This is a genomic window from Streptomyces sp. KPB2 (genome assembly GCF_003950055.1).
Taxonomy (GTDB): domain Bacteria; phylum Actinomycetota; class Actinomycetes; order Streptomycetales; family Streptomycetaceae; genus Streptomyces; species Streptomyces salinarius.
Window position 1 is genome coordinate 5,059,722 of the sequence record NZ_CP034353.1, and the last position, 24,800, is coordinate 5,084,521.

21 protein-coding genes are annotated in these 24,800 nt (G+C 73.6%); 12 read left to right on the forward strand and 9 right to left on the reverse strand.

Going from position 1 to position 24,800, the window contains the following annotated elements; genetic code table 11:
* Nucleotides 1-18: 18 nt before the first annotated feature.
* The 4 genes from D1J63_RS22725 (at nt 19) to D1J63_RS22740 (ending at nt 6,630) form a co-directional block, all read left to right on the forward strand.
* On the forward strand, nt 19-912 hold the full coding sequence (locus tag D1J63_RS22725; protein ID WP_125631211.1) for an FAD binding domain-containing protein: 894 nt from the start codon (nt 19-21) through the stop codon (nt 910-912).
* Complete coding sequence (locus D1J63_RS22730; RefSeq protein ID WP_125631213.1) at nt 909-3,506, forward strand: 2Fe-2S iron-sulfur cluster-binding protein; 2,598 nt, start codon at nt 909-911, stop codon at nt 3,504-3,506. The genes D1J63_RS22725 and D1J63_RS22730 overlap by 4 nt, the downstream gene beginning before the upstream one ends.
* Nucleotides 3,503-5,824 carry a molybdopterin cofactor-binding domain-containing protein gene (locus D1J63_RS22735; RefSeq protein ID WP_102930133.1) on the forward strand — a complete coding sequence of 774 codons (2,322 nt, stop codon included), beginning with the start codon at nt 3,503-3,505 and terminating at the stop codon, nt 5,822-5,824. Before D1J63_RS22730 ends, D1J63_RS22735 begins: the two co-directional genes overlap by 4 nt.
* A 164-nt stretch (nt 5,825-5,988) precedes the next feature.
* The gene (locus D1J63_RS22740; RefSeq protein ID WP_241235593.1) at nt 5,989-6,630 is read left to right on the forward strand and encodes an SUKH-4 family immunity protein; all 642 of its coding nucleotides are present in this window, start codon (nt 5,989-5,991) and stop codon (nt 6,628-6,630) included.
* Here D1J63_RS22740 and D1J63_RS22745 read toward each other — a convergent pair.
* Complete coding sequence (locus D1J63_RS22745; protein ID WP_125631217.1) at nt 6,584-7,033, reverse strand: hypothetical protein; 450 nt, start codon at nt 7,031-7,033, stop codon at nt 6,584-6,586. The two genes, D1J63_RS22740 and D1J63_RS22745, sit on opposite strands and share 47 nt — an antisense overlap.
* A 187-nt stretch (nt 7,034-7,220) precedes the next feature.
* Here D1J63_RS22745 and D1J63_RS22750 point away from each other — a divergent pair, with 187 nt between their 5' ends.
* The 4 genes from D1J63_RS22750 to D1J63_RS22765 all read left to right on the forward strand — a co-directional run bounded on the left by D1J63_RS22750 (nt 7,221) and on the right by D1J63_RS22765 (nt 12,519).
* Entirely contained in the window at nt 7,221-8,714 is a 1,494-nt protein-coding gene (locus tag D1J63_RS22750; protein WP_125631219.1) for an MFS transporter, read from the forward strand.
* Between the two features lie 212 nt (nt 8,715-8,926).
* Complete coding sequence (locus tag D1J63_RS22755; RefSeq protein ID WP_102930137.1) at nt 8,927-10,723, forward strand: DEAD/DEAH box helicase; 1,797 nt, start codon at nt 8,927-8,929, stop codon at nt 10,721-10,723.
* 297 nt (nt 10,724-11,020) lie between these two features.
* Nucleotides 11,021-11,680: a helix-turn-helix domain-containing protein gene (locus tag D1J63_RS22760; RefSeq protein ID WP_125631222.1), complete on the forward strand. Its 660-nt coding sequence runs from the start codon at nt 11,021-11,023 to the stop codon at nt 11,678-11,680.
* A 59-nt stretch (nt 11,681-11,739) separates the two neighbouring features.
* Nucleotides 11,740-12,519 carry a S16 family serine protease gene (locus tag D1J63_RS22765; RefSeq protein ID WP_125631224.1) on the forward strand — a complete coding sequence of 260 codons (780 nt, stop codon included), beginning with the start codon at nt 11,740-11,742 and terminating at the stop codon, nt 12,517-12,519.
* A gap of 18 nt (nt 12,520-12,537) precedes the next feature.
* Here D1J63_RS22765 and D1J63_RS22770 read toward each other — a convergent pair whose 3' ends face one another.
* Genes D1J63_RS22770 through D1J63_RS22790 form a run of 5 tightly spaced genes read right to left on the reverse strand, consistent with a single transcriptional unit; the run spans nt 12,538 to nt 16,836 of the window.
* Nucleotides 12,538-13,506: a glycine betaine ABC transporter substrate-binding protein gene (locus tag D1J63_RS22770; protein ID WP_102930140.1), complete on the reverse strand. Its 969-nt coding sequence runs from the start codon at nt 13,504-13,506 to the stop codon at nt 12,538-12,540.
* Nucleotides 13,503-14,384 carry an ABC transporter permease gene (locus D1J63_RS22775; RefSeq protein ID WP_125631226.1) on the reverse strand — a complete coding sequence of 294 codons (882 nt, stop codon included), beginning with the start codon at nt 14,382-14,384 and terminating at the stop codon, nt 13,503-13,505. Before D1J63_RS22775 ends, D1J63_RS22770 begins: the two co-directional genes overlap by 4 nt.
* Entirely contained in the window at nt 14,381-15,655 is a 1,275-nt protein-coding gene (locus tag D1J63_RS22780) for a betaine/proline/choline family ABC transporter ATP-binding protein (protein WP_125635718.1), read from the reverse strand. Before D1J63_RS22780 ends, D1J63_RS22775 begins: the two co-directional genes overlap by 4 nt.
* A 7-nt stretch (nt 15,656-15,662) precedes the next feature.
* Nucleotides 15,663-16,310 (reverse strand): ABC transporter permease, encoded by a 648-nt coding sequence (locus D1J63_RS22785; protein WP_125631228.1) that lies wholly within the window; start codon nt 16,308-16,310, stop codon nt 15,663-15,665.
* 34 nt (nt 16,311-16,344) lie between these two features.
* Nucleotides 16,345-16,836 carry an Lrp/AsnC family transcriptional regulator gene (locus D1J63_RS22790; protein WP_102930146.1) on the reverse strand — a complete coding sequence of 164 codons (492 nt, stop codon included), beginning with the start codon at nt 16,834-16,836 and terminating at the stop codon, nt 16,345-16,347.
* A 125-nt stretch (nt 16,837-16,961) separates the two neighbouring features.
* Between D1J63_RS22790 and hppD the strand changes: the two genes are divergently transcribed.
* Complete coding sequence (gene hppD / locus D1J63_RS22795; RefSeq protein ID WP_102930144.1) at nt 16,962-18,107, forward strand: 4-hydroxyphenylpyruvate dioxygenase; 1,146 nt, start codon at nt 16,962-16,964, stop codon at nt 18,105-18,107.
* Between the two features lie 23 nt (nt 18,108-18,130).
* On the opposite strand, the gene D1J63_RS22800 is transcribed toward hppD, so the two are convergent.
* Nucleotides 18,131-19,555, reverse strand: coding sequence for a tetratricopeptide repeat protein (locus D1J63_RS22800; RefSeq protein WP_164713216.1), 1,425 nt, complete (start codon nt 19,553-19,555; stop codon nt 18,131-18,133).
* Between the two features lie 115 nt (nt 19,556-19,670).
* On the opposite strand from D1J63_RS22800, the gene D1J63_RS22805 reads away from it, so the two are divergent.
* A complete protein-coding gene (locus D1J63_RS22805) occupies nt 19,671-21,119 on the forward strand; it encodes an FAD-linked oxidase C-terminal domain-containing protein (protein WP_164712934.1) in 1,449 nt (482 codons plus the stop codon).
* Between the two features lie 13 nt (nt 21,120-21,132).
* Here the strand turns inward: D1J63_RS22805 and D1J63_RS22810 are convergent, their stop codons facing one another.
* Nucleotides 21,133-21,570: an SsgA family sporulation/cell division regulator gene (locus tag D1J63_RS22810; RefSeq protein ID WP_102932826.1), complete on the reverse strand. Its 438-nt coding sequence runs from the start codon at nt 21,568-21,570 to the stop codon at nt 21,133-21,135.
* Between the two features lie 269 nt (nt 21,571-21,839).
* On the opposite strand from D1J63_RS22810, the gene D1J63_RS22815 reads away from it, so the two are divergent.
* Nucleotides 21,840-23,375: an RDD family protein gene (locus D1J63_RS22815; RefSeq protein ID WP_125631232.1), complete on the forward strand. Its 1,536-nt coding sequence runs from the start codon at nt 21,840-21,842 to the stop codon at nt 23,373-23,375.
* A gap of 285 nt (nt 23,376-23,660) precedes the next feature.
* Nucleotides 23,661-24,389 (forward strand): RDD family protein, encoded by a 729-nt coding sequence (locus tag D1J63_RS36790; protein ID WP_164712935.1) that lies wholly within the window; start codon nt 23,661-23,663, stop codon nt 24,387-24,389.
* 3 nt (nt 24,390-24,392) lie between these two features.
* Here D1J63_RS36790 and D1J63_RS22830 read toward each other — a convergent pair whose 3' ends face one another.
* Nucleotides 24,393-24,692: a hypothetical protein gene (locus D1J63_RS22830; RefSeq protein ID WP_125631234.1), complete on the reverse strand. Its 300-nt coding sequence runs from the start codon at nt 24,690-24,692 to the stop codon at nt 24,393-24,395.
* Nucleotides 24,693-24,800: the final 108 nt, after the last annotated feature.

Consider the following 24,800-nt stretch of genomic DNA (forward strand, 5'->3'; position numbering starts at 1 on the left):
CGGGAAGGGGCAGTCGGTTTGACCACGCACGCACCGCAGGCGGCGCAGGCCGTCACGCTGCCCACGACATTGGACGAGGCCGTGGCGGCGCTCGCCGCGATGCCCGCGGCCGTTCCGGTCGCGGGCGGCACCGACCTGATGGCGGCCGTCAACTCCGGCCAGCTCAGGCCCGCCGCGCTGGTGGGTCTCGGCCGGATCAGCGAGATCCGCGGCTGGCAGTACCAGGACGGGCACGCGCTGCTCGGCGCGGGCCTCACCCACGCCCGCATGGGCCGCCCCGACTTCGCGGCGCTCATCCCGGCGCTCGCCGCCGCCGCGCGCGCCGCCGGACCGCCGCAGATCCGCAACGCGGGCACCCTGGGCGGCAACATCGCCTCGGCCGCCCCCACCGGGGACGCGCTGCCGGTGCTGGCCGCCCTGGAGGCGACGCTGATCATCGCGGGCCAGGGCGGCGCCCGGCGCGAGGTGCCGGTCTCGCACCTGCTGGCGGGCATGGAGATGCTCCGCGCGGGCGAGGTGATCGGCTACGTGCGCGTGCCGCTGCTGCACGCGCCGCAGGTCTTCCTGAAGGCGACCGGCCGCACCGGTCCCGGCCGTGCGACGGCCTCCGTGGCACTGGTCCTCGACCCGGCGCGGCGCGGCGTACGGTGCGCCGTGGGCGCCATCGCGCCGATGCCGCTGCGGCCCCTGGAGGCCGAGCAGTGGGTGGCCTCGCTCATCGACTGGGACAACGGCCGCGCCATCGTCCCCGAGGCACTGCACGGCTTCGGCGAGTACGTCGCCGCGGCCTGCATCCCCGACGAGGCCCCGGCCGAGGACGGCACCGTGCCTCCGCTGCCGCCCGCCGTACTGCACCTGCGGCGCACCGTCGCCGCGCTGGCCCGACGAGCACTGGGGAGGGCACTGTCGTGACCGACGACCGGCATGGCGACGAGTACCGGGACGAGTACGGGGACGAGTACGGCGATCAGCACGCCGGGGGGACGCCGCCGAGCGGCGGCCGCTGGGACCCGCTGCCCCAGGGCGACTACGACGACGGCGCCACCGCCTTCGTGAAACTCCCCGAGGGCGGCGTGGACGCGCTCCTCGCCTCCTCCGACAGTCCGCTCGCCGCGCCCGGCCACGGCTACGTGCCGCCCCAGATCACGGTCGCGCCCGCCACCACCGCGGGCACCGACCCGGCCGCCACGGGCTCCTGGGCGATGCCGTCGACGCCGTCCGCACCCGTGGACGGCACCCAGTGGCAGGCGCCGGACGCCGGGCAGGGGTACGGCGACTACGCCGCCCACCACGACCCGTACGGCGGGGCGGCGCCCTACGGCACGCACACCGGGCAGGGCAGCGCCCCCGGGCAGGACGACCGGTTCGCCTACCAGCCCGGGCCCACCGGACAGTGGGACTTCTCGCAGGCCGCACAGGCCGCCGAGACCGACCCGGAGGCCGCGGCGACCGCGCCCGCGCCGGGCCAGGACGTGACCGGGCAGTGGTCCATCCCCGTCGCCGGCGGTGACCTGCCGGACGAGTCGGGCGAGTTCACCACGTCGTCCCTGGCCGAGCAGTGGGGCACCGGTGCGCCCGCCACCCTCCCCGGCGGCGCTCCCGCGCCCTGGGCGACGCAGGCCGCCGGGCAGCCGTGGGGCGAACGCCGGGAGGAACACGGCCCGGACACCGACGAACGGTCCGCCGAGGACCGACGCCCACCGTCGGCCCAGCCCGCCGGTCATGCCTGGGGCGACGGCGCGGGCCAGTCCGCCCCGACCGGCGAGGAGCACCCCTCCGGACCCCCGCACGCCCCCGCCCCCGACGGCGGCGCGAACGGGCCCGGCCCGGACGGGGGCCGGTACGCGTCCGGTTCCGCCGACGCCCCGCACGTCTCCGCTCCCGCCGGGGATCTGCGTGGGTCCGCTCCCGAGGAGGGGGTGCGGGCCTCCGGTTCCGCCGCAGGTATGCACGGGTCCGGTTCCGATGGGGGCCGGTACGCGTCCGGTTCCGCCCAGGGCTTGCACGGTTCGGCTCCGGACGAGGGTGTGCGGGTTTCCGGTTCCGCCGGTGGTGTGCACGGGTCCGGTTCCGACGGGGGGCCGTATGCGCCCGGTCCCGTCGAGGGTCCGCAGGGGTCCGCCTCCGACGACGGCGTGCCCCGGTCCGGCCACGACGGGGGCCGGTACGCCGCCGAATCCGCCGACGACCCGCACGCCCCCGGCCACGCCGACGGACTGCGCGGGGCCGGCGCCGCCGACGGCGTGCAGACCTCCGGCCCTGCGAACGCCATGCACGCGCCGGGTCACGACGACGGCGTGGGACGGTCCGATTCCGGCGCCGTCCCGTACCCGACCGACCCCGCCGACGGGACGGCCGGGACGGCCGAGACGGCCACCGGGCCGGTCGGCGGGACCGAGACGGTGACTGGCGAGCCCGGTGGGGCCGAGGAGGCTCCTGAAGGCCGGGCAGAAGGCCCGGCGCATCCCGGCGAGGAGACGAGGGGTGAACTCCGCCCGGAGGCCCCCGACGGCCCCCTGCCGGGCCCGGCATCGACCGCTCCGGACGGGTCGACGTCCGAGGGCGCGCGCGAGCACGGGCAGGAGCCCGGAGGAGCGCCGCATCCGGAGCCCACGACCGGTCGCCCGACCGGCACGACGGACCCCCAGAGTGTCGCCGCCGACGTGTCCGGCCCCGCGGACGCCGAGGCGGACGCGGCCGACGGCCGCACCGGCCCGGACGGGACCCGGTCCGACGCCACCGACCCCGACCCCGACCCCGACCCCGAAGCCGCCCCCGCCCTCACGGCCGCCGAGGAGCCCCCGGCCCCCGTCGGCCCGCAGGACGAACACCCCCTCGCCTCCTACGTGCTGCGCGTCAACGGCGCGGACCGGCCCGTCACCGACGCCTGGATCGGCGAGTCGCTGCTCTACGTCCTGCGCGAGCGGCTCGGCCTCGCGGGCGCCAAGGACGGCTGCTCGCAGGGCGAGTGCGGCGCCTGCAACGTGCAGGTCGACGGACGGCTCGTCGCCTCCTGCCTGGTCCCGGCCGTGACCTCGGCCGGCAGCGAGGTGCGCACCGTCGAGGGTCTGGCCACCGACGGACGGCCCTCGGACGTACAGCGGGCGCTCGCCCGGCGGGGCGCGGTGCAGTGCGGCTTCTGCGTGCCCGGCATGGCGATGACCGTGCACAACCTCCTTGAGGGCAACCCGGCGCCGACCGAGCTGGAGGCCCGCCAGGCCCTGTGCGGCAACCTGTGCCGCTGCTCCGGCTACCGGGGCGTCCTGGAGGCCGTCCAGGAGGTCGTCGCCGAACGCGAGGCGCACGCCGACGCCGAGGCACACGCGGGCGCGGACCCCGACGAGCCCCGCATCCCGCACCAGGCCGGTCCCGGCGCGGGCGGCGTCAACCCGTCGGCGTTCGAGTCCCAGCCGCCACCGGACGCGCAGGACGCGACAGGACCGCACGACAGCCACCCGCTCTACGGTGAGCACGGCAACCACGGCCAGGACGGAGGCCACGCGTGAGCAACGACGCCGCGACTGCGGAGGCCGAGGGGACCGCCGAGACGGTCACCCCCGTCCCCGAGCCGATCCCGCACGGCCTCGGCGCGTCCCTGCCGCCCGCCGACGCCCGCGCCAAGACCGAGGGCACCTTCCCGTACGCCGCCGACCTGTGGGCCGAGGGCCTGCTGTGGGCGGCCGTACTGCGCTCACCGCACCCGCACGCGCGCATCGTGTCCATCGACACCACCCACGCGCGCGAGATGCCCGGCGTACGGGCCGTCGTCACCCACGAGGACGTGCCCGGCACCCCGCTGCACGGCCGCGGGGGCCACGCCGACCGCCCGGTCTTCGCCGCCGACGTCGTACGCCACCACGGCGAGCCCCTCGCCGCCGTCGCCGCCGACCACCCGGACACCGCGCGGATGGCCGCCGCCGCCGTCATCGTCGAGTACGAGGTGCTCGACCCGGTCACCGACCCGGAGCAGGCCTTCGAGGCCGAGCCGCTGCACCCCGACGGCAACCTGATCCGGCACATCCCGCTGCGCCACGGCGACCCGGAGGCGGCCGGCGAGGTCGTCGTCGAGGGCCTGTACCGCATCGGCCGCCAGGACCCGGCCCCCATAGGAGCCGAGGCCGGTCTGGCCGTGCCGCGCCCCGACGGCGGCGTGGAGCTGTACCTGGCCTCCACCGACCCGCACGGCGACCGCGACATCGCCGCCGCCTGCTACGGCCTGTCGCCCGAACAGGTGAAGATCGTCGTCACCGGGGTGCCGGGCGCCACCGCGGACCGCGAGGACCAGGGCTTCCAGCTGCCGCTCGGCCTGCTGGCGCTGAAGACCGGCTGCCCGGTGAAACTGACCGCCACGCGCGAGGAGTCGTTCCTCGGGCACACCCACCGCCACCCCACCCTCCTGCGCTACCGCCACCACGCGGACGCCGAGGGCCGGGTCGTGAAGGTCGAGGCGCAGATCCTGCTGGACGCGGGCGCCTACGCCGACACCTCCTCCGACGCGCTGGCCGCCGCGGTGGCCTTCGCCTGTGGCCCGTACGTCGTGCCCAACGCCTTCATCGAGGGCTGGGCGGTACGCACCAACAACCCGCCCTCCGGCCACGTGCGCGGGGAGGGCGCCATGCAGGTGTGCGCCGCGTACGAGGCGCAGATGGACAAGATCGCCAAGAAGCTCGGTCTGGACCCGGCCGAGGTGCGGCTGCGCAACGTCCTGGCCACCGGCGACGTCCTCCCCACCGGCCAGACCGTCACCTGCCCGGCCCCCGTGGCCGAACTCCTCCAGGCGGTCCGCGACTTCCCCCTCCCCGCCCTGCCCAAGGACACGCCCGAGGACGAGTGGCTGCTGCCCGGCGGCCCCGAGGGCGCGGGCGAACCGGGCGCGGTGCGCCGGGGCGTCGGCTACGGCATCGGCATGGTGCACATGCTCGGCGCCGAGGGCGCGGACGAGGTCTCCACGGCCACCGTGAAGGTCCAGAACGGCGTGGCGACGGTGCTGTGCGCGGCCGTGGAGACCGGCCAGGGCTTCACGACCCTGGCCCGGCAGATCGTCCAGGAGACCCTGGGCGTGGACGAGGTCCACGTCGCGCCCGTGGACACCGACCAGCCCCCGGCCGGCGCCGGCTGCCGCGGCCGCCACACCTGGGTGTCGGGCGGCGCGGTGGAACGCGCGGCCAAGATGGTCCGCACCCAGCTCCTGCAGCCGCTGGCCCACCAGTTCGGCATGTCCACGGAGCTGCTCCAGATCGCCGACGGCAAGATCACCTCGTACGACGGCGTGCTGTCGACGACGGTCGCCGAGGCGCTGGACGGCAAGGAGCTGTGGGCCACCGCCCAGTGCCGCCCGCACCCGACCGAGCCGCTGGACGAGGCCGGGCAGGGCGACGCGTTCGTCGGCATGGCCTTCTGCGCGATCCGCGCGGTGGTGGACGTGGACATCGAGATCGGCTCGGTCCGGGTCGTGGAACTGGCCGTCGCCCAGGACGTGGGCCGCGTCCTGAACCCGGCCCAGCTGACCGCCCGGATCGAGGCGGGCGTCACCCAGGGCGTCGGCATCGCGCTCACGGAGAACCTCCGCACCCCGCGCGGCCTGATCCGCCACCCCGACCTCACCGGCTACGCCCTCCCGACGGCACTCGACACCCCCGACATCCGCATCGTGAAGCTCGTCGAGGAACGCGACGTGGTCGCCCCCTTCGGCGCCAAGGCCGTCAGCGCGGTCCCGGTGGTCGCCTCCCCGGCAGCCGTCGCCTCGGCCGTACGCGCGGCCACCGGGCGTCCGGTCAACCGCCTTCCGATCCGCCCCCAGGCAGCGGTGGCCACGGGCACCTGAGCCGCTGGTCGCGCGCGTGAGGCAACGCGGGACGGGCCGGGCGCGTCCTACAGGGCGAACGGGTCCGTGCGCGGGGTGCGTTGTCAGTGGTGGCACGTAGTCTCCGAAGGAGCGCGAACGGCAGCCGCCGGCCCGCGCACGGCCACACATTCCCGGGGGAGACGATGCACGCGGTCACCGGCGGTACGACGACGATGCGCGACGCGGCGGCGGACGTCCGGCCGCCGCTCCCCTCGCTGCTGACCCGGGTCCGCCTCGCGACGTCCGTGGAGGACGGCGCCGCCCGCCGTTCCCCGGGCGGCTGCGAGCGGCCGTCCCTGTGGAACACGTCGGCGCTGATGAGCTGCCTGCTCCTGACGGTGGGCCACAGCATGACGCCGGGGGCCGCCCCAGACCTGCCGACCCGCTTCCTGGACCGCGAGTTCGGCCGCCGCGGGGTGACGCGCTTCGAGGACATCGACTTCCCGGCCGCCCTCACCCACGACCCCACCCGCCGCTTCCTGCGCGAGACGGGCCTGCCGGAGCACGCCCACCCCTTCCACCTCGACGCGGACGACCTGCCGCTCCCGACGCTGGCGGAGTACGGCGAGGACCACCCCGAGCACCCGCTCCCGCCCGACGCGGACCGTTTCGTACGCCTGGGCCGTCTGACGGACGGCGCCCACGTGGTCGTCCACGGCACGACGGGCGCCGTCCTCACCTGGAGAACTGCCGACGGCACCCTCCACCCCCTGGTGGCGGACATCTCCGCCCTCGCCCTCACCCTGTGGGCACTGCGCCGGGCGGCTTCTCTTCCTGGCGGCTGAGGGTCTGGAAGTTCCCGTCATCGGGATCGCCCACGCCGCGCCGCATCTTCGGATGCTCCTTCGAGCCGCCGAATTCCCACGGGTTGCCGTCGCAGACGGTGATCGACAGCTGCTTCGCCGCCCTGTCGTCGGGATACATGCCCCACTCGCCGGTGCCGCTGCACTCCGAGACCTTGTCGCCGTCCTGGTCGTACACGGCGAGGCCGGTCGCGACAACGGTGCCATCGGCATTGACGCGAAGGGTCCCGACACCGTCCCCGGACCAGGTGCCTGTGACGTCGGCCCGAGCCAGTGTCTGCTGCTGCCACATGCACCCCGTGGCCAGCATCATCACCGCGACCGCGCCTGCCGGGACCACCCCACGCAACCTCGCCGCGGCGACCCGCCCTCGTTCCTCACGCATGACTCCCCCTGCGTACGTCGCACGCCCGGCCGACTCGTGCCGGATCGGCAAGCACACACGATGGCATGGAATTTGAACACGTTCAACTCTATCGGGCCGGACCGGGCCGGTCGTACGACCAAGGTCCCGGTCCCGTACCGTCTCCCGACAGGGGTCAAAGCAGGTCGTGGCCCTTACTCTGGCGACCATGACCGTCCCTGAGCCCCGTGACACCGATGTCGCGGTCCCCGCCGAGTCCTCCGCCGGTACCGGCGGGACCGTCGCTGCCACCGCTGCCGCCGTCCCCGGCGAGACCGTGCTGAGCCGTGCCTACCGGGCGCTGAGCATCGGCATCGTCTCCGTCATCGTGCTGATCGCCTTCGAGGCGACGGCGGTCGGTACCGCGATGCCGGTGGCGGCGCGGGAGCTGGACGGGGTGTCGCTGTACGCGTTCGCGTTCTCGGGGTACTTCACGACCAGCCTGTTCGGGATGGTGCTGTCCGGTCAGTGGTCCGACCGGCGCGGGCCGCTGGCACCGCTGACGACCGGCATCGCCGCCTTCGCGGCCGGGCTGGTGCTGTCCGGGACGGCCGGGGCGATGTGGCTGTTCATCCTCGGGCGGGCCGTGCAGGGGCTCGGCGGCGGGCTCGTGATCGTCGCGCTCTACGTCGTCGTGGGGCGGGCCTACCCGGAGCGGCTGCGGCCGGCGATCATGGCGGCGTTCGCGGCGGGCTGGGTCGTGCCGTCCGTCGTCGGGCCGCTGGCCTCCGGCGCGGTGACCGAACACCTCGGCTGGCGCTGGGTGTTCGTCGGCATCCCCGTACTGGTGGTCGTCCCGCTGGCCCTCGCGCTGCCGCAGATACGCAGCCGCGCGGCGGGTCCCGTCGGGGGAGGGGGAGGGGACGCGCCGGCCTCCTTCGACCGCCGCCGCATCCGTCTCGCCCTCGCCATCTCGCTGGGCGCGGGCCTGCTCCAGTACGCCGCACAGGATCTGCGCCCGGTCGCCCTGCTGCCCGCGGCCGCGGGCGTGGCGCTGCTCGTGCCCGCCGTGCTCGGGCTGCTGCCGCGCGGCACCTACCGGGCGGCGCGCGGGCTGCCCTCCGTGGTGCTGCTGCGCGGGGTGGCCGCGGGATCGTTCATCGCCGCCGAGTCCTTCGTCCCGCTGATGCTGGTCACCCAGCGGGGGCTCAGCCCGACCCTCGCCGGGCTCTCCCTGGCGGCGGGCGGCGCGACCTGGGCCGGGGGCTCGTGGTTGCAGTCCCGGCCGCGCCTGGAGCCGTACCGGGAGCGCCTGATGAGCCTCGGCATGGTGCTGGTCGCGGCGGCCGTCGCCACGGCGCCCAGCGTGCTGATCGACGCCGTGCCGGCCTGGACGGTGGCCGTCGCCTGGGGCTTCGGCTGCTTCGGCATGGGGCTGGTGATCTCCTCCACCAGCGTGCTGCTGCTCAAGCTCTCCGCCCCCGAGGAGGCCGGTGCCAACTCCGCCGCGCTCCAGATCTCCGACGGGCTCTCCAACGTCGTCCTCCTGTCCGTCGGCGGCGCGGCCTTCGCGGCCCTCGGCGGCGGCACCGTCAGCCACGCGGCCGCCGGGGCCGGTGAGGCCACCGGTTCCCACCCGGCGGCGTTCGCGGCGGTGTTCCTGCCGATGGCGGCGGTGGCGCTGGCGGGGGCGTGGGTGGCGACGCGGCTGCGGGAGAAGTGAGACGCGGGTGGCGGCGCGACTGCGAGAGAGATGAGGCGGGGTCGGCGACGCCGCTGCGGCGGGGGTGAGCCGCAGTGCACGCACGGGGCGGTTGTGACGTCCGTCCCACCCGGGGGTGACCCGACCCCGTGCGCGCGTTGATCGCGTCGGCCCGCCGGTAGGGTGGCCCGGTTGTCATACGTGGCCGAGCCGTTCTACCCCCTTCGGAGACCGTGACTACCACCGCCAGCTCCAGCACCTCGCACCACCTGTCCCCGGCCTTCCCCGGCCGTGCCCCCTGGGGCACCGCCGGCAAGCTGCGGGCCTGGCAGCAGGGGGCGATGGAGAAGTACCTCCAGGACCAGCCCCGGGACTTCCTGGCCGTCGCCACCCCCGGCGCCGGAAAGACGACCTTCGCGCTGACGCTGGCGTCCTGGCTGCTGCACCACCACGTCGTGCAGCAGGTGACCGTCGTCGCGCCGACCGAGCACCTGAAGAAGCAGTGGGCCGAGGCCGCCGCGCGGATAGGGATCAAGCTCGACCCCGAGTACAGCGCGGGCCCGCTCAGCCGCGAGTACCAGGGCATCGCCATCACCTACGCGGGCGTCGGCGTCCGCCCCATGCTGCACCGCAACCGCGTCGAGCAGCGCAAGACCCTGGTCATCCTCGACGAGATCCACCACGCCGGTGACTCCAAGTCCTGGGGCGAGGCCTGCCTGGAGGCGTTCGAGCCCGCCACCCGCCGCCTCGCGCTGACCGGCACGCCCTTCCGCTCGGACACCAACCCGATCCCCTTCGTGGCGTACGAGGAGGGCAACGACGGCATCCGCCGCTCCGCCGCCGACTACACCTACGGCTACGGCTCGGCGCTCGCCGACGGAGTGGTCCGGCCGGTCATCTTCATGAGCTACAGCGGCAACATGCGCTGGCGCACGAAGGCAGGCGACGAGATCGCGGCGCGGCTCGGCGAGCCGATGACCAAGGACGCCGTCAGCCAGGCCTGGCGTACCGCCCTCGATCCGCGCGGCGAGTGGATGCCGGCCGTGCTGCGCGCCGCCGACCAGCGGCTGACCGAGGTCAGGAAGGCCATCCCGGACGCCGGGGCGCTCGTCATCGCGGCCGACCAGGACTCGGCCCGCGCCTACGCCAAGCTGATCCGCGAGATCACCGGCGACAAGGCCACGGTCGTGCTGTCCGACGACGCGGGCGCCTCGAAGAACATCGACACGTTCAGCCAGGGCACCGACCGGTGGATGGTCGCCGTCCGCATGGTGTCCGAGGGCGTCGACGTCCCCCGCCTCGCGGTCGGCGTCTACGCGACCACCATCTCCACCCCGCTCTTCTTCGCCCAGGCGGTGGGCCGCTTCGTCCGTTCCCGCCGCCGGGGCGAGACCGCCTCCGTCTTCCTCCCGACCGTGCCCGACCTGCTCACCTTCGCCAACGAGATGGAGCGCGAGCGCGACCACGTCCTCGACAAGCCCAAGAAGGAGGGCGAGGAGGACCCCTACGCCGAGTCCGAGAAGGAGATGGAGGAGGCGAACCGGGAGCAGGACGAGGACACCGGCGAGCAGGAGCAGTTCGCCTTCGAGGCGCTGGAGTCCGAGGCCACCTTCGACCGGGTCATGTACAACGGCGCCGAGTTCGGCATGCAGGCCCACCCGGGGAGTGAGGAGGAGCAGGACTACCTCGGCATCCCGGGGTTGCTGGAGCCCGACCAGGTGCAGTTGCTGCTCCAGAAGCGGCAGGCCCGGCAGATCGCGCACAGCCGGAAGAAGCCCGACGAAGAGGCCGACCTGCTCGAACTGCCCGCCGACCGCCGCCCCGTCGTTTCCCACAAGGAGCTGATGGAGCTGCGCAAGCAGCTCAACACCATGGTCGGCGCCTACGTCCACCAGAGCGGCAAGCCGCACGGTGTCATCCACACCGAGCTGCGCCGCGTGTGCGGCGGCCCGCCCAGCGCCGAGGCGACCGGCGGCCAGCTGCGCCAGCGCATCGCCAAGGTCCAGGAGTGGGCCACGCGCATGAAGTGACGCGGTGCGGCGCCGGAGGCGTGCGCGGTACGTACCGGGACAAACACCGGCAGTCGATAACGGTTGGTGCCCGGATTCTGGACGGAGCCTTCCGCTGAGCGGACCTGGTCGTTACTGTCCCGCTACGCACACGCCCCGTGGCAGCGCCGCCGCGGAGCGCAGCCGTGAAAGCGACTGGGCCCGCGACAAAGCAGGGCCGTCAGCCGATCGGCGGCCTCTCCAGCGCGTCACTGACGGGACTCGGTGACGCATCCCCGCGAAGAGGGTCGCCGACCTCACCACTAAGGAGTGGGCGTCGTGACCGCGGAGACCTCTCAGACGCTCGACAGGGGACTGCGGGTCCTCAAACTGCTGGCCGATACGGACCACGGGCTGACCGTCACCGAGCTGTCCCACAAGCTGGGCGTGAACCGGACCGTCGTGTACCGGTTGCTCGCCACGCTGGAGCAGCACGCACTCGTACGCCGCGACCTGGGCGGACGGGCCCGCGTCGGGCTCGGCGTACTGGGCCTGGGCCGCCAGGTCCATCCCCTCGTCCGCGAGGCGGCGATGCCGGCCCTGCGGGCCCTGGCGGAGGACATAGGGGCGACGGCCCACCTGACCCTGGTGGACGGCGCCGAGGCGCTGGCCGTCGCGGTCGTGGAGCCGACCTGGACCGACTACCACGTCGCCTACCGGGCGGGCTTCCGCCACCCCCTGGAACGGGGCGCCGCGGGCAAGGCCATCCTGTCCGCCCGCCGTCCGCCCCAGCCCTCCGAGGACGACGAGGACACCCCCGGCTACACCCTCACCCACGGCGAACTGGAGGCCGGCGCCTGCGGCGCGGCGGCCCCCCTGCTCGGCGTCACGGGCGTGGAGGGCAGCGTCGGCGTGGTCATGCTGGCCGACGTCGTCCCCGAACGCGTCGGCGAACGCGTAATGCACGCGGCCCGGGAGGTCGCGGAGGCACTGCGGTGAGACGTCGGTCGGGACCGGGCGTCGGAGCCCCGGGAATCGCGCCGCGTTAGATTGACTCCGTGCTCTCTCGTCTCACGCGTTCCCAGTTTCTCGCCGTCTGCGGTGTGCCCGTGGTGGCGCTGCTCGCGACCGCCGTGTTCGCGCCGTTGCCGTTCTCCGTGGCGCAGCCGGGGCTGACGGCCGACGTGCTGGGCAAGAACCGGGGGGACGAGGTGATCACGATCAGTGGCGCGCCGACGCACGACACCAGCGGGCAGTTGCGCATGACGACGATCGAGGCGACCGGGCCGGACGCCAGTATCCGTCTCGGGGACGTGCTCAGCAGCTGGTTCGACACCGACCGGGCCGTGATGCCGCGCGACGCCGTCTACCCGAGCGGCGACGACGTGAGCGAGATCGAGGAGTACAACCAGGAGCAGATGAAGGAGTCCCAGGACTCGGCGACCGCGGCCGCGCTCGGGTATCTCCGGATGGACCGGGACGACGTCGACGTGCGGTTGCGGCTGGAGGACGTCGGTGGGCCCAGCGCCGGGCTGCTGTTCTCGCTCGGCATCGTGGACAAGCTCGGCGCCGGGGATCTGACCGGGGGCAGGGTCATCGCCGGGACCGGGACCATCACCGACGACGGCAAGGTCGGTGCCGTCGGCGGGGTGCCGCTCAAGACGCAGGCCGCCCGGCGGGACGGGGCCACCGTCTTCCTGGTGCCCAAGGCGGAGTGCTCCGACGCGCAGGCCGAGCTGCCGAAGGGGCTGCGGCTGATCCCGGTCACCACCCTCAAGGGCGCCGTCGACTCGCTGAAGGCGCTGGAGAGCGGGAAGGGCGGCGTTCCCGCCTGCTGACGGCCGGGAACAGCCCCGTCACCCCTCCTTCACGAAGCCCTTCTCCTTCATCCAGTCCAGCGCCACCTGGTGCGGGTCCTCGCCGTCTACGTCGACCTTGGCGTTCAGGGTCTGCGCCACGTCGTTGGTCAGCGCCCTGGTGACCGGGTCGAGGACGGACGCGATCGCCGGCCACTTCTTCAGGGTGGCGGTGCGGACCATGGGCGCCGCGTTGTAGTTCGGGAAGAACTTCTTGTCGTCCTCCATCACCACCAGGTTCATGGACTTGATCCGCCCGTCGGTGGTGTACACCTCGCCGTACGTACAGGCGCCCTTCGCGGTCTGGGTGTAGATGATCCCGGTGTCCATCTGGGTGATGTTCCCGGCGGGCAGCGACATGCCGTACGCCTTCTCCAGGCCCGGCAGGCCGTCCGCGCGGTTGGCGAACTCGCCCTCCACGCACAGCGTCACCGCGCCGGGGTCGGACTTCGCCAGCTCCGCCACCTGCGACAGGGTCTTCGTGCCGTACCTCTTGTAGTTGGCCTGGTTCATCGCCAGCGCGTACGTGTTGTTCAGGCGGGCCGGCGGCAGCCACGTCAGCCCCTTCTTCGCGTCGGCCTCCTTCACCGCCTTCCACTGCTGCTCCGGGTCCGGGATCGGCTTGCTGTTGCCCAGGTACGTGATCCACGCGGTGCCGGTGTACTCGTAGGTGGCGTCGGCGTCGCCGTTCTCCACGGCCGCGCGGGTGCCGACCGAGCCCTGGATGCCGGTGCGGTCGAGCACCTCCGCGCCGGCCGCCTCGAAGGCGATGCCCATGATCGCGCCCAGGATCAGCTGCTCGGTGAACTCCTTCGAGGTGACCGTGAGATCGGCCCCCTCCAGCGGCTTCCCCCTGCCGATGGTGCCCGGTTCCACGTCGTCGACCATCGGGGAGCCGCTGGTCAGCCCGCAGCCGGCGGGAGCCGCAAGGAGTACCGCGGCCAGGGTCCAGCAGACGCGTCGCCTCATGTGCCCACCTCCAGCCCCCGCGGCCGCAGCAGCAGTTCCGCCAGCGAGGCCAGCCAGTCCACCAGCAGCGCCAGGGCCACGGTGAGGACCGAGCCCAGCACCAGCACCGGCATCCGCTGGCTGGTGATGCCGGTGGTGATCAGCACGCCCAGACCACCGCCGCCGCCGAAGGTCGCGAGCGTCGCCGTACCGACGTTCAGGACGAGCGCCGTGCGCACCCCGGCCAGGATGAGCGGGACGGCCAGGGGGAGTTCCACCCGGACCAGGACGCCCAGCGGGGACATGCCGATGCCGCGGGCCGCCTCCAGGAGCGTCGGGTCGTTCGCCCTCAGGCCGGCGATGGTGTTGGAGAGCACGGGCAGGACGGCGTAGACGATGATGCCGATCAGGGCGGCCCGGCGGCCGATGCCCAGCCAGATCACCAGCAGCGCCAGCAGACCGATCGCCGGCGTCGCCTGGCCCATGTTGGCGAACGCCATCGCGAACGGGGTGGCCTTCCGGAACATCCGCCGGGTGAGGAGGATGCCCAGCGGGATCGCGATGATCAGCACGAAGAAGGTGGAGATCACCGTGAGCTGGACGTGCTGCCACAGCGCCTTGGTGACCTGGCCGTTGCCGAGGGCGTTGCGGGTGAGCGCGTCCAGGTCGGCCTGCCGGAACCACAGCCAGGTCGCCAGCAGTACGGCGATCAGGACGACGGGCAGGAAGGTCAGCTTGCGCCAGCCGACCCGGCCCGCCGGCGCCGGGGGCGGCGGGGGAGTCCCGGCCTCCTCCTCGTCCTCGCCCGCACCGGCGCCCTCGTCCCGGAACGCGAGCCCCTTGACCTCGTGCTCGCCGTCGGGACGCCGTCCGGGCACGGGCCGGGAGGAGCCGCTCACGCGCGGCCTCCGACCCCGCCGAAGCCCTCCTGCTCGGTGTGCGTCTGGGCGGACCGGGTCTCCTCCAGGTCGTGCTGGTGCTCCAGCGCGTCGAGCCGGTCGGCCTCCAGCAACTCGTGCACGGAGTTCATCAGCGTCTCCATGTCCACGACGCCCTCGTACGCGCCGCGCCGCCCGGTGACCGCGACCCGCCCCGCGTTGTCGGTGAGCACCGCCTCCAGCGCGTCCCGCAGCGTGGCGTCCCGGGTCACCGTGTCGTGGACCAGCGTCCCGGCCCGCGCCAGCGAGCCCTTGGCCCGCATCAGGTCGCCGCGCCGCAGCCACTTGTAGGGGCGCCCGCGCCGGTCCAGGAGCAGGATCTCGTTGCTGCCCGACTCCCGCAGCCGGTCGAAGATGTGCTGGAGCGGGTCCTCCACCGTCACCGTCGGGTAGTCGGTGATGCCGACGTCCCGCACCCGGGTCAGGTTCAGCCGCTTGAGGGCGGCGCCCGCGCCCACGAAGCCGGAGACGAAGTCGTCCGCCGGGTTGGTGAGGATCGCCTCCGGGGTGTCGAACTGCGCGATGTGCGAGCGCTCGCGCAGCACCGCGATCCGGTCGCCGATCTTGATCGCCTCGTCGAAGTCGTGGGTGACGAAGACGATCGTCTTGTGCAGCTCCCGCTGGAGGCGGATCAGCTCGTCCTGGAGGTGGTCCCGGGTGATCGGGTCGACCGCGCCGAACGGCTCGTCCATCAGCAGCACCGGCGGATCGGCCGCCAGGGCCCGCGCCACGCCCACCCGCTGCTGCTGGCCGCCGGAGAGCTGGCGCGGATAGCGGCCGTGGAACTCCCCGGCGTCCAGGCCGACCAGGTCCAGCATCTCCTCCACCCGCGACCTGATCCGCGCCTTGGACCAGCCGATCATCCTCGGCACCAGCGCGATGTTCTGGGCGACGGTCATGTGCGGGAAGAGACCGGAGGACTGGATCGCGTAGCCGACCTTGCGGCGCAGCTTCACCGGGTCGATGTCGGTGACGTCCTCGCCGTTGATGCGGATGCGCCCGCCGCTGGGCTCGATCAGCCGGTTGATCATCTTCAGGGTGGTGGACTTCCCGCAGCCCGAGGGACCGACGAAGATGACCGTCTCCCCGGCCTTGATCTCCATCGACACGTTCTCGACGGCGGGCTGCGGACTGCCCGGGTAGCGCTTGGTGAGGGCCTCCAGCTCGATGGTCGCGCCGGTGGTGCCGGCCGGCGCCGCACCGCGGCCGTCGTCGGAAACGGAGCCGGACACGGATGTCTCAGACACGGATCCCCCTCGGAATGGTCAGCCGTCCCAGCAGCACGTACGCCGCGTCGAACAGCAGGGCCAGGACGATGATGCCGAGCGTGCCCGCGAGCACCTGGTTGAGCGCGTTCTTGCTGCCCAGCGAGGCGATCCCGCGGAAGATCTCGTTGCCGAGGCCCGGCCCGGAGGCGTAGGCGGCGATCGCCGCGATGCCCATCAGCATCTGCGTGGAGACCCGGATGCCGGTCAGGATCGGCGGCCAGGCCAGCGGCAGCTCCACCCGCAGCAGCCGCGCCGGACGCGACATCCCGATGCCCTTGGCAGCGTCCACCAGCGCCGGGTCGACCCCGCGCAGGCCCACGATCGAGTTCCGCACGATCGGCAGCAGCCCGTACAGGGTCAGCGCCGTCACCGTCGGCGGCACACCGAGGCCCACGATCGGGATGAGCAGACCGATCATGGCCAGCGACGGAATGGTGAGGATCGTCGACGTGGACAGGGTCGCCAGGTTCCCCGCCCACTCGCTGCGGTAGGTGACCACGCCGATCAGCACCCCGAGCAGGGTCGCCACCACCATGCACTGGAAGACGGCGCTGGCGTGCTGGGAGGCGTCGGCGAGCAGCTGCTGGTGGCGATCGCTCAGGTAGTCCCAGAAGTTCACGTTCGCTCACCTCCGGGTTCGGGCCGGCCCGGCCTCAGTCGTGTCCGCCGCTGTCCGCGGCCGCCTGCTCCACCAGCGGGATGATCCGCAGCGGAACGGGGTTCTCCATGACGATCGCCGTGGCGGCCCGGACGATGCCATCAAAACCGACAACCCGGTCGATCACCCGCTGGAGATCGGCGTTCGAGCGGGCCACCAACCGGCACAGCATGTCCCCGGTGCCGGTCGTGGTGTGCAGCTCCAGGACCTCCGGCACCGTCGCCAAGTGCGCCCGCACGTCGGCCCCTTGACCCTGCCGGATCTCCAGCGTGGCGAACGCGGTCACCGGGTAGCCGAGGGCCGCCGGGTCCACTTCAGGACCGAAGCCGCGTATGACTCCGTTCGACTGAAGCCGGTCGAGCCGCGCCTGCGCGGTGCCGCGCGCCACCCCCAGCCGCCGGGACATCTCCAGCACCCCGATCCGCGGCTCCCGCGCCAGCAGACCGATGATCCGCCCGTCCAGCCGGTCGATCCCCGTACCCGCCATGCCCACACCCTCCCTGCTGGTCATCCTGTACAGATCGCCCGCCCGCACCCGCACATCACTGGTCATGTTGCCCACTGAAAACGCAAACTATTGCGCACCTTGCGAACAGGGGAGAACCTGCGGCTATGACGCAGACCACACACCACACTCCCGACACCGCCCGGCAGGCCGATCCCTTCCCGGTCAAGGGAATGGACGCGGTCGTCTTCGCCGTGGGCAACGCCAAGCAGGCCGCGCACTACTACTCCACCGCCTTCGGCATGAAGCTGGTCGCCTACTCCGGACCGGAGAACGGCAGCCGCGAGACCGCGAGCTACGTCCTGGAGAGCGGCTCCGCCCGCTTCGTGTTCACCTCGGTGATCAAGCCCTCGACCGACTGGGGCACCTTCCTCGCCCAGCACGTGGCCGAGCACGGCGACGGCGTCGTCGACCTCGCCATCGAGGTCCCGGACGCGCGCGCCGCCCACGCCTACGCCGTCGAGCACGGCGCCCGCTCGCTCGCCGAGCCGCACGAGGTCAAGGACGAGCACGGCACCGTCGTCCTCGCCGCCATCGCCACCTACGGCGAGACCCGGCACACCCTCGTCGAGCGCACCGGCTACGACGGCCCGTACCTGCCCGGGTACGTCGCCGCCAAGCCGATGGTCGCCCCGCCCGAGCAGCGCGTCTTCCAGGCCGTGGACCACTGCGTCGGTAACGTCGAACTCGGCCGCATGAACGAGTGGGTCGGCTTCTACAACAAGGTCATGGGCTTCACGAACATGAAGGAGTTCGTGGGCGACGACATCGCCACCGAGTACAGCGCGCTGATGTCCAAGGTGGTCGCGGACGGCACCCTCAAGGTCAAGTTCCCGATCAACGAGCCCGCCATCGCCAAGAAGAAGTCCCAGATCGACGAGTACCTGGAGTTCTACGGCGGCGCCGGCGTCCAGCACATCGCGCTGAACACCAACGACATCGTGGCCACCGTCCGCGCGATGAGGGCGGCGGGCGTCGAGTTCCTGGACACCCCCGACTCGTACTACGACACGCTCGGCGAGTGGGCCGGCGAGACCCGGGTCCCGGTCGACGTCCTGCGCGAGCTGAAGATCCTCGTCGACCGCGACGAGGACGGCTACCTGCTGCAGATCTTCACCAAGCCGGTCCAGGACCGGCCGACCGTCTTCTTCGAGATGATCGAGCGCCACGGCTCCATGGGCTTCGGCAAGGGCAACTTCAAGGCCCTGTTCGAGGCGATCGAGCGCGAGCAGGAGAAGCGCGGCAACCTCTGACACCAGCTCCGCAAAGGCAGATGTCAGTCGGGCGGGCCCTCCAGCGGGGGCTCGCCCAGCTCCGTCAGGGCCCGCTTCGCCTCCGGGGCCCGCAGCGGCGAGAAGTACGGGTTGATCGTCAGCGCCTCCCGCAGATGCCGCCGCGCGGGTCCCGACTGCCCCAGCTCCTGCTCGATCGCGCCCCGGTGGAACACGTACAGCGCGCTGCGCACCCCGCCGCCCTTGTCGCCGTCGGTCGCGATCGTCGCGAACTCCAGCGCCTCCTCGTCCGCACCGGTGCGGTGCAGCGCCCAGCCCAGCGCGTCGGCGACCGCGATCCCCGGCTGCCGCCCCCACTCCGCCCGCAGCAGGCGCACCGCCTCGGCCGGATCGCCGTGGTCCGCCTCCAGCCGCCCCAGCATCAGCGCCTCGTCCGCCCCGGCCTCCTCGGCGCCCCGCGCCCGCTCCCGCAGCAGGTCGTACTCCACCCGCGCCGCCTGCCCGAGGCCCAGCGACTCGTACAGCTCGCCCAGCTCCAGCGCGTACTCGGGACCGGGCCGCTTGGCCAGCGCCGCCTGGTACGCCGACAGCGCCTCCGTCGTCCGGCCCAGCGCCGCCAGCGCCCGGCCCTGGCCGGCCTGCGCGGCCCGCTGGTCGGGGTCGGTGCGCAGCGCCTCCTGAAAGAACCGCAGCGCCTCCTCCCGGCCCCCGCGCTCGAACGCCAGCCGCCCGGCCTGCTCCAGGTACGCCGCCCGCTCGGCCGGTGCCTCCGCCTTCGCCGCCGCGTCCGAGATCCGCGCCGCCGCGTCCTCCCGCCAGCCCCGGTTCCGGTAGACGGCGGCGGCCAGCGCGCCCACGGCGGGAGTCCTCGGCCGCAGCTCCATCACCTTGTCCAGGGCCCGGCCCACGCCCTTGTCGTCGCCGAGCCCGGTGTACGCGTCGATCAGCACGGCATGCGCCGTCCACCGCTTGGGCGCCGCCTTCACCGCGCTCTCGCCCCACTTCTTCGCCGCCGGGAAGTCCCGGCGCGCCACCGCCAGCGCCGCCAGCCCCTCCAGGGCCTGCGGGTTGCGCTTCGGCCCCGTCTTCAGCGAGGTGCGCAGCGCCTTCTCGGCCTTCGGCCAGTTCGCGCCGTCCGCCGTCCGGCGGCCCTGCTCGACGTAGGCCGCCCCGAGCACCGCCCACGACGCCCCGTCCAGCGGATGCGCCCGCAGATGGGTCTCCCGGTCGCCGATCAGCGCCGCCAGGTCCGGCAGCGCGGCGGGCACCCCCGTGGTCACCGCGCCCCGCGCGAGCGCCGCGGGCCCGGGTGCGGGCGGGGGAGCGTCACGCCCGTCCCAGGGCGCCGACAGCACCAGGACCCCGCCGAGTACGGCGGCCCCGGCGCCGCAGGCGATCAGCGCGCGGCGCCCGCGGCGCGGCGGCCGGCGGCCTCCGCTCCGTCCCCGCGTGGCGTCCCTGACGTCCATGGCGTTCGTGCCGTTCATGGCGCTCACTGTGCGCCAATACGACGATCACACCGGGCAGGCTACGGGTGCCGCCCATGGGGTTCACACCGATGGCCCCGGGTGCGACGCTGTGATCATGAGCCGTATCGAAGCGCCTCGCGACGAAGACGACGCGGCCGCGACGGTCGCCAGCACGCCCGGCAGCCCCCTCGCCGACGGGAACACCCTCGTCGACCGGCTGCTGGCCGGGCTGCCCGCCGGGTCCGTCCTCACCGACCCCGACATCACCGCCTCCTACGCCCACGACATGGCGAGCTTCTGCCCCGCCGGCGCCCCCGCCGTGGTCGTCCTGCCGCGCACCGTGGAGGACGTCCAGCACGTCATGCGCACCGCCACCGAGCTGCGCGTCCCGGTGGTGCCGCAGGGCGCCCGCACCGGCCTGTCCGGCGCGGCCAACGCCACCGACGGCTGCGTGGTCCTCTCCCTGACGAAGATGAACCGCATCCTGGAGATCAACCCGGTCGACCGCGTCGCCGTCGTCGAACCCGGCGTCGTCAACGCCACGCTCTCCCGCGCGGTGAACGAGCACGGGCTCTACTACCCGCCGGACCCCTCCAGCTGGGAGATGTGCACCATCGGCGGCAACATCGGCACCGCCTCCGGCGGCCTGTGCTGCGTCAAGTACGGGGTGACCGCCGAGTACGTCCTCGGCCTCGATGTCGTCCTCGCCGACGGCCGCCTCATGTCCACCGGCCGCCGCACCGCCAAGGGCGTCGCCGGGTACGACCTCACCCGGCTCTTCGTCGGCTCCGAGGGCTCCCTCGGCATCGTCGTACGGGCGGTCCTGGCGCTGCGTCCCAAGCCGCCCGAGCAGCTGGTGCTGGCCGCCGAGTTCGCCTCCGCGTCGGCCGCCTGCGACGCGATCTGCCGGATCATGGAAGGGGGACACGTCCCCTCCCTCCTCGAACTGATGGACCGTACGACCGTCAAGGCGGTCAACGACCTCGCCCACATGGGCCTGCCGGAGACCACCGAGGCGCTCCTGCTGGCCGCCTTCGACACCGCCGACCCGGCCGCCGATCTCGCCGCCGTCGGTGCGCTGTGCGAGGCCGCGGGCGCCACCCAGGTGGTCCCGGCCGAGGACGCCGCCGAGTCCGAACTCCTCCTCCAGGCCCGGCGGCTGGCCCTCACCGCCCTCGAAGCCGTCAAGGGCACCACGATGATCGACGACGTGTGCGTGCCGCGCTCCCGGCTCGGCGACATGCTGGAGGGCGTCGACCGGATCGCCGCGAAGTACGGCCTCACCATCGGCGTCTGCGCCCACGCGGGCGACGGCAACACCCACCCCACCGTCTGCTTCGACGCCTCCGACCCCGACGAGTCCCGGCGGGCCCGGGAGTCCTTCGACGAGATCATGGCCCTCGGTCTGGAACTCGACGGCACCATCACGGGCGAGCACGGCGTGGGCGTCCTGAAGAAGGAGTGGCTGGCGCGGGAGATCGGCCCGGTGGGCCTGGAGATGCAGCGGGCCGTCAAACAGGTCTTCGACCCGCTGGGCATCCTCAACCCGGGCAAGCTCTTCTGAGCCGTGCCGCTCCTCACCGGGCGAGCAGCTCGGCCAGCCCGTCGTCGATCCCGAGCTGCCGGCCCTCGGTCCCCGGCGGCACCGCCCGCAGGGTCCGCTCCAGCCAGGCCGACACCTGGGGCGTGGGCGCCTCCAGGAGGGCGTCGCCGTCCGGGCTGCTCAGCGCCATCAGCACGACGCTGCGGCCCTCCGCCTTCGACGGCCACACCCGCACGTCCCCGTGCCCGGACGGCCGGAAGACGCCCTCCACCAGCAGGTCGCGGGCGAAGGTCCAGTGCACCGGGTGGCCGGAGTCGATGTGGAAGGTGACGTGGACGGCGTAGGGGTCGTCGGTGTGGTAGGCGAGCCTGGCCGGCACCGGGACGCCGTGCTCGGGCGACAGGATGAGCCGCAGCTCCAGCTCGCGCTCCACGACGGAGGGGCGGGTGGGGCCGGTGGGGTCGGTGTGCATGGCGGGTTCCTCTCCCGTGTCTCGTACGGTCCTTGCCCAGGAAGAGCGGCCGGCGGCCGGAGCATTACGCGGGTTCGCGGAACTTTTTTCCGAACCCCGGTTTGGTGGGAGTCCCGGTGAACGGATGCCCGGGCGTCCGGGTGTGAAGGTCCCGGCACGAGGTTGCCCGGAAAGGGGCGGGTACGGCGGGACCGGCGGTGCGCGTTGCGCCCGTCTGATAGATGTTGGAGCCCCTCTATCAACCCCCGAGCAGATACGGGACGACGGACATGAGCGCCCCAACCCCGGCCCCCGGCGACGACAGGCCACGCGAAGGGTATTACCCGGACCCGTCCATTCCCGGATACGTCCGGTACTGGAACGGCGCCTCCTGGGTGGCGGGCACGAGCCGGCCCGCCCCCAAGGACGGCGAGCCGCTCGCGCCTCCGCCCGGCGCGCGGCCCTCCGTCGAGGAGACAGGACCGCACTTCTTCGACGAGGACCCGGTCGAGGACCCGCCGCCGGCCGCGTCCCAGCACGGCAGCCGTCCGGAGTCCGCCACGGCCTGGGGCGCCGACCGCTCCGGTCCGGCCGGTTCCGCCGACGCCCAGGACCAGCGCGTGGCCTGGCCGGGCCCGGCGCGGGGCGCGGACCCGAGGGTCCCGCACACCCGGCAGCCGGCACCGTCCGCGGAGGGTGCCGCGGAGGCGGGCGGGCAGGCTGACGCCGCCGCCGCGTCTGCCCCTGCGTCGGCTGCGGCTTCTCCGGCTGCCCCCGCGGCTGCGCCGGGTGCTGCCCCCGCGCCTTCCGCTGCGCCCGGCCCCGCCTCGGCTTCGGCTTCCGCTTCCGGCGAGGCGGAGGGGGAGTCCCAGGCCGGCAACACGTTCGTCTTCCGCCGTCCCGCGGTGGGCCCGCAGGGCTCACCGGCGCCGGGCGGCTCTCCCGCCCCCGCGGAGGACGAGGGCACCATGACCTTCCGCGCGGTCACCCCGCGTTCGGGCCCGCAGTCCGGCGGACCCGGGGCCGCTTCCGGACCTGGGTCCGGCTCCGGTTCCGGTCCCGGCTTCGGGGCCGGCAAGGCGGCCGCCGCCCGGGCCGCCGCGGCGCAGGCTCCCGCGCCGCAGGCACCCGCGGCCCCTGCCGCCCCTTCGGTTCCGCACCAGGCGTCCCCGCCGCAGCCCGCCCCCGCCGCGCCGGTCGCGGCCGGCGGCCCCGGTGGGGGCCAGGCCTCCTGGGCCCAGCAGGTGCACCGGCTGGCCGGGGCGGGCGGGGACGAGCAGCCCGTCGCTCCGTGGAAGCCGCCGGTCGAGGACGTGTTCCAGGCCGCCGCCCGGCGTCAGGCGGCCGCCCGGCCCGCCGGGCTGGGCAAGCGGCTGGCCGCCCGGCTGATCGACACGGTCGTCCTCGCGGGCGTCACCGCCGTGGCCGCCGTACCGCTCGGCATGAAGGCCGCGGACCACGTCAACGACAAGATCGACCAGGCGAAGCTCTCCGGCGAGACCGTCACGGTCTGGCTGCTGGACGGCACGACGTCCACCTACCTGGGCATCGTGCTCGCCGTCCTGCTGCTCTTCGGCGTCGTCTACGAGGCGCTGCCCACCGCCAAGTGGGGCCGGACCCTGGGCAAGAAGCTGCTCGGCCTGGAGGTGCGGGACATCGAGGCCCACGAGCCGCCGTCCTTCGGCGCGGCCCTGCGCCGCTGGCTGGTCTACAGCGTTCCGGGCCTCCTGGCCGTCGGCGTGGTCGGCATCGTGTGGTGCCTGTTCGACCGCCCGTGGCACCAGTGCTGGCACGACAAGGCCGCCGGCACGTTTGTCGCGGGCTAGCTCGGCCGTGGGGTGAGGGGAGCGCCGGTCTCGTCTTCGGGTGCGGGTGCGTCGTGGTTGCTCGCGCAGTTCCCCGCGCCCCTTTCCGGGGCGTCCAGTGCACGCCCTTCTTTTTGGGGGCGCGGGGCTGTATCGGATATGCGGCTCCGCCGCGTGGGCGCGACCAGCCCCCACGCACCCGCACCCGCCGACGAAACCCGCACCCCACCCCCGAACGGCGCACCCCGGTCCACCGGACGGCCCTCGGCGGATGCGCCGTAAGAGACTCCGGGTTCGACTCGGGACATGAGCAGCGAACCGCCCCCCGGCGCCGGCGGGCAGCAGCCGCCGGACGACGACCCGCTGAGGAAGAACCCCTACGACAACCCGCCCCCGCCTCCCGGCGGAGGGGATCCTTACGGCGGCGCCCAGCCTCCCGGCGGCGGAGGTCCCTACGGCGCTCCTCCCCCCGGCGGTGGCGGCCCCTACGGTGCCCCGCCCCCCGGCGGTGGCGGCCCGTACGGTGGTGGCCCCTACGGCGGGGATCCGTACGGCGGTGGCGGTTACCCCGCCGATCCGCTGGCCGGGATGCCCCCGCTCGCCGACAGCGGGCGGCGCACGCTCGCGCGGATCGTCGACATGATCCTCGTGGGCATCGTGGTGTGGCTGCTCAGCTGGGCGTTCAACGTCCAGGAGTACACGGTGGACGGCGACGACGTCTCCGTCGGCAAGTCCTTCGGGCAGTCCGTGATCGCCGCCGTGCTCTACATCGCGTACGACACCTACCTGACCACGAAGACGGGCCAGACCCTCGGCAAGAAGTGGCTCGGGATGCGGGTGGCCAACCTGGCCGACGGGGCGACGCCCTCGGTGCAGACGTCGCTGATCCGGGCCCTGGTGCTGTGGATCCCGTTCGCCTTCTGCTGCGCCTGCGTGTGGACGATCATCGCGGGCGGCTGGAGCTTCTTCGACAAGCCCTACAAGCAGGGCCTGCACGACAAGGCGGCCAAGACGGTCGTGGTCAGCACCCGTTGACGGTCAGGCGGCCCGTCCGCGCGTCGACTCGCCCGCGCCCGCGGAGACACGGGCCGGCGCGGGCACCGGTACCGGCTCCCGGTCGTCGGCGGGCCGTCGGGCCGGCGTGGCGGTCGCCGTGCGGGGCCCGGGCAGCGGGACCGTCATGGCGACCAGCAGACCGAGGGCGAGGGCCGCGACGGCGATGAGAGCGACTCCGGGACCCGAACTCGTCCGCGACAGCAGCAGCATGGCGAGCGTCGAGAAGATCACGGTGCACGAACCGTAGGCGAACTGTGCGGCAGTCGGACGGGGCATGGCCATCGTGTCCTCGGAAGGCAATCAGGGGCTGAAGATGCTGTCGGCCTGGCTTTCCGCCGGTCTCCGGGCGTTCCGCCAAGCGACTCTAACCCGCTGTGTGCCCGAGGGGGA

Bases quoted from the DNA above. Each gene is read 5' to 3' on its own strand.
- D1J63_RS22740 (WP_241235593.1), top strand. From the start codon at position 5,989: ATGCACGCGGTCACCGGCGGTACGACGACGATGCGCGACGCGGCGGCG.
- D1J63_RS22745 (WP_125631217.1), bottom strand. From the start codon at position 7,033: ATGCGTGAGGAACGAGGGCGGGTCGCCGCGGCGAGGTTGCGTGGGGTG.
- D1J63_RS22750 (WP_125631219.1), top strand. From the start codon at position 7,221: ATGACCGTCCCTGAGCCCCGTGACACCGATGTCGCGGTCCCCGCCGAG.
- D1J63_RS22770 (WP_102930140.1), bottom strand. From the start codon at position 13,506: ATGAGGCGACGCGTCTGCTGGACCCTGGCCGCGGTACTCCTTGCGGCT.
- D1J63_RS22790 (WP_102930146.1), bottom strand. From the start codon at position 16,836: ATGGCGGGTACGGGGATCGACCGGCTGGACGGGCGGATCATCGGTCTG.
- hppD (WP_102930144.1), top strand. From the start codon at position 16,962: ATGACGCAGACCACACACCACACTCCCGACACCGCCCGGCAGGCCGAT.
- D1J63_RS22800 (WP_164713216.1), bottom strand. From the start codon at position 19,555: ATGGACGTCAGGGACGCCACGCGGGGACGGAGCGGAGGCCGCCGGCCG.
- D1J63_RS22805 (WP_164712934.1), top strand. From the start codon at position 19,671: ATGAGCCGTATCGAAGCGCCTCGCGACGAAGACGACGCGGCCGCGACG.
- D1J63_RS22810 (WP_102932826.1), bottom strand. From the start codon at position 21,570: ATGCACACCGACCCCACCGGCCCCACCCGCCCCTCCGTCGTGGAGCGC.
- D1J63_RS22815 (WP_125631232.1), top strand. From the start codon at position 21,840: ATGAGCGCCCCAACCCCGGCCCCCGGCGACGACAGGCCACGCGAAGGG.
- D1J63_RS36790 (WP_164712935.1), top strand. From the start codon at position 23,661: ATGAGCAGCGAACCGCCCCCCGGCGCCGGCGGGCAGCAGCCGCCGGAC.
- D1J63_RS22830 (WP_125631234.1), bottom strand. From the start codon at position 24,692: ATGGCCATGCCCCGTCCGACTGCCGCACAGTTCGCCTACGGTTCGTGC.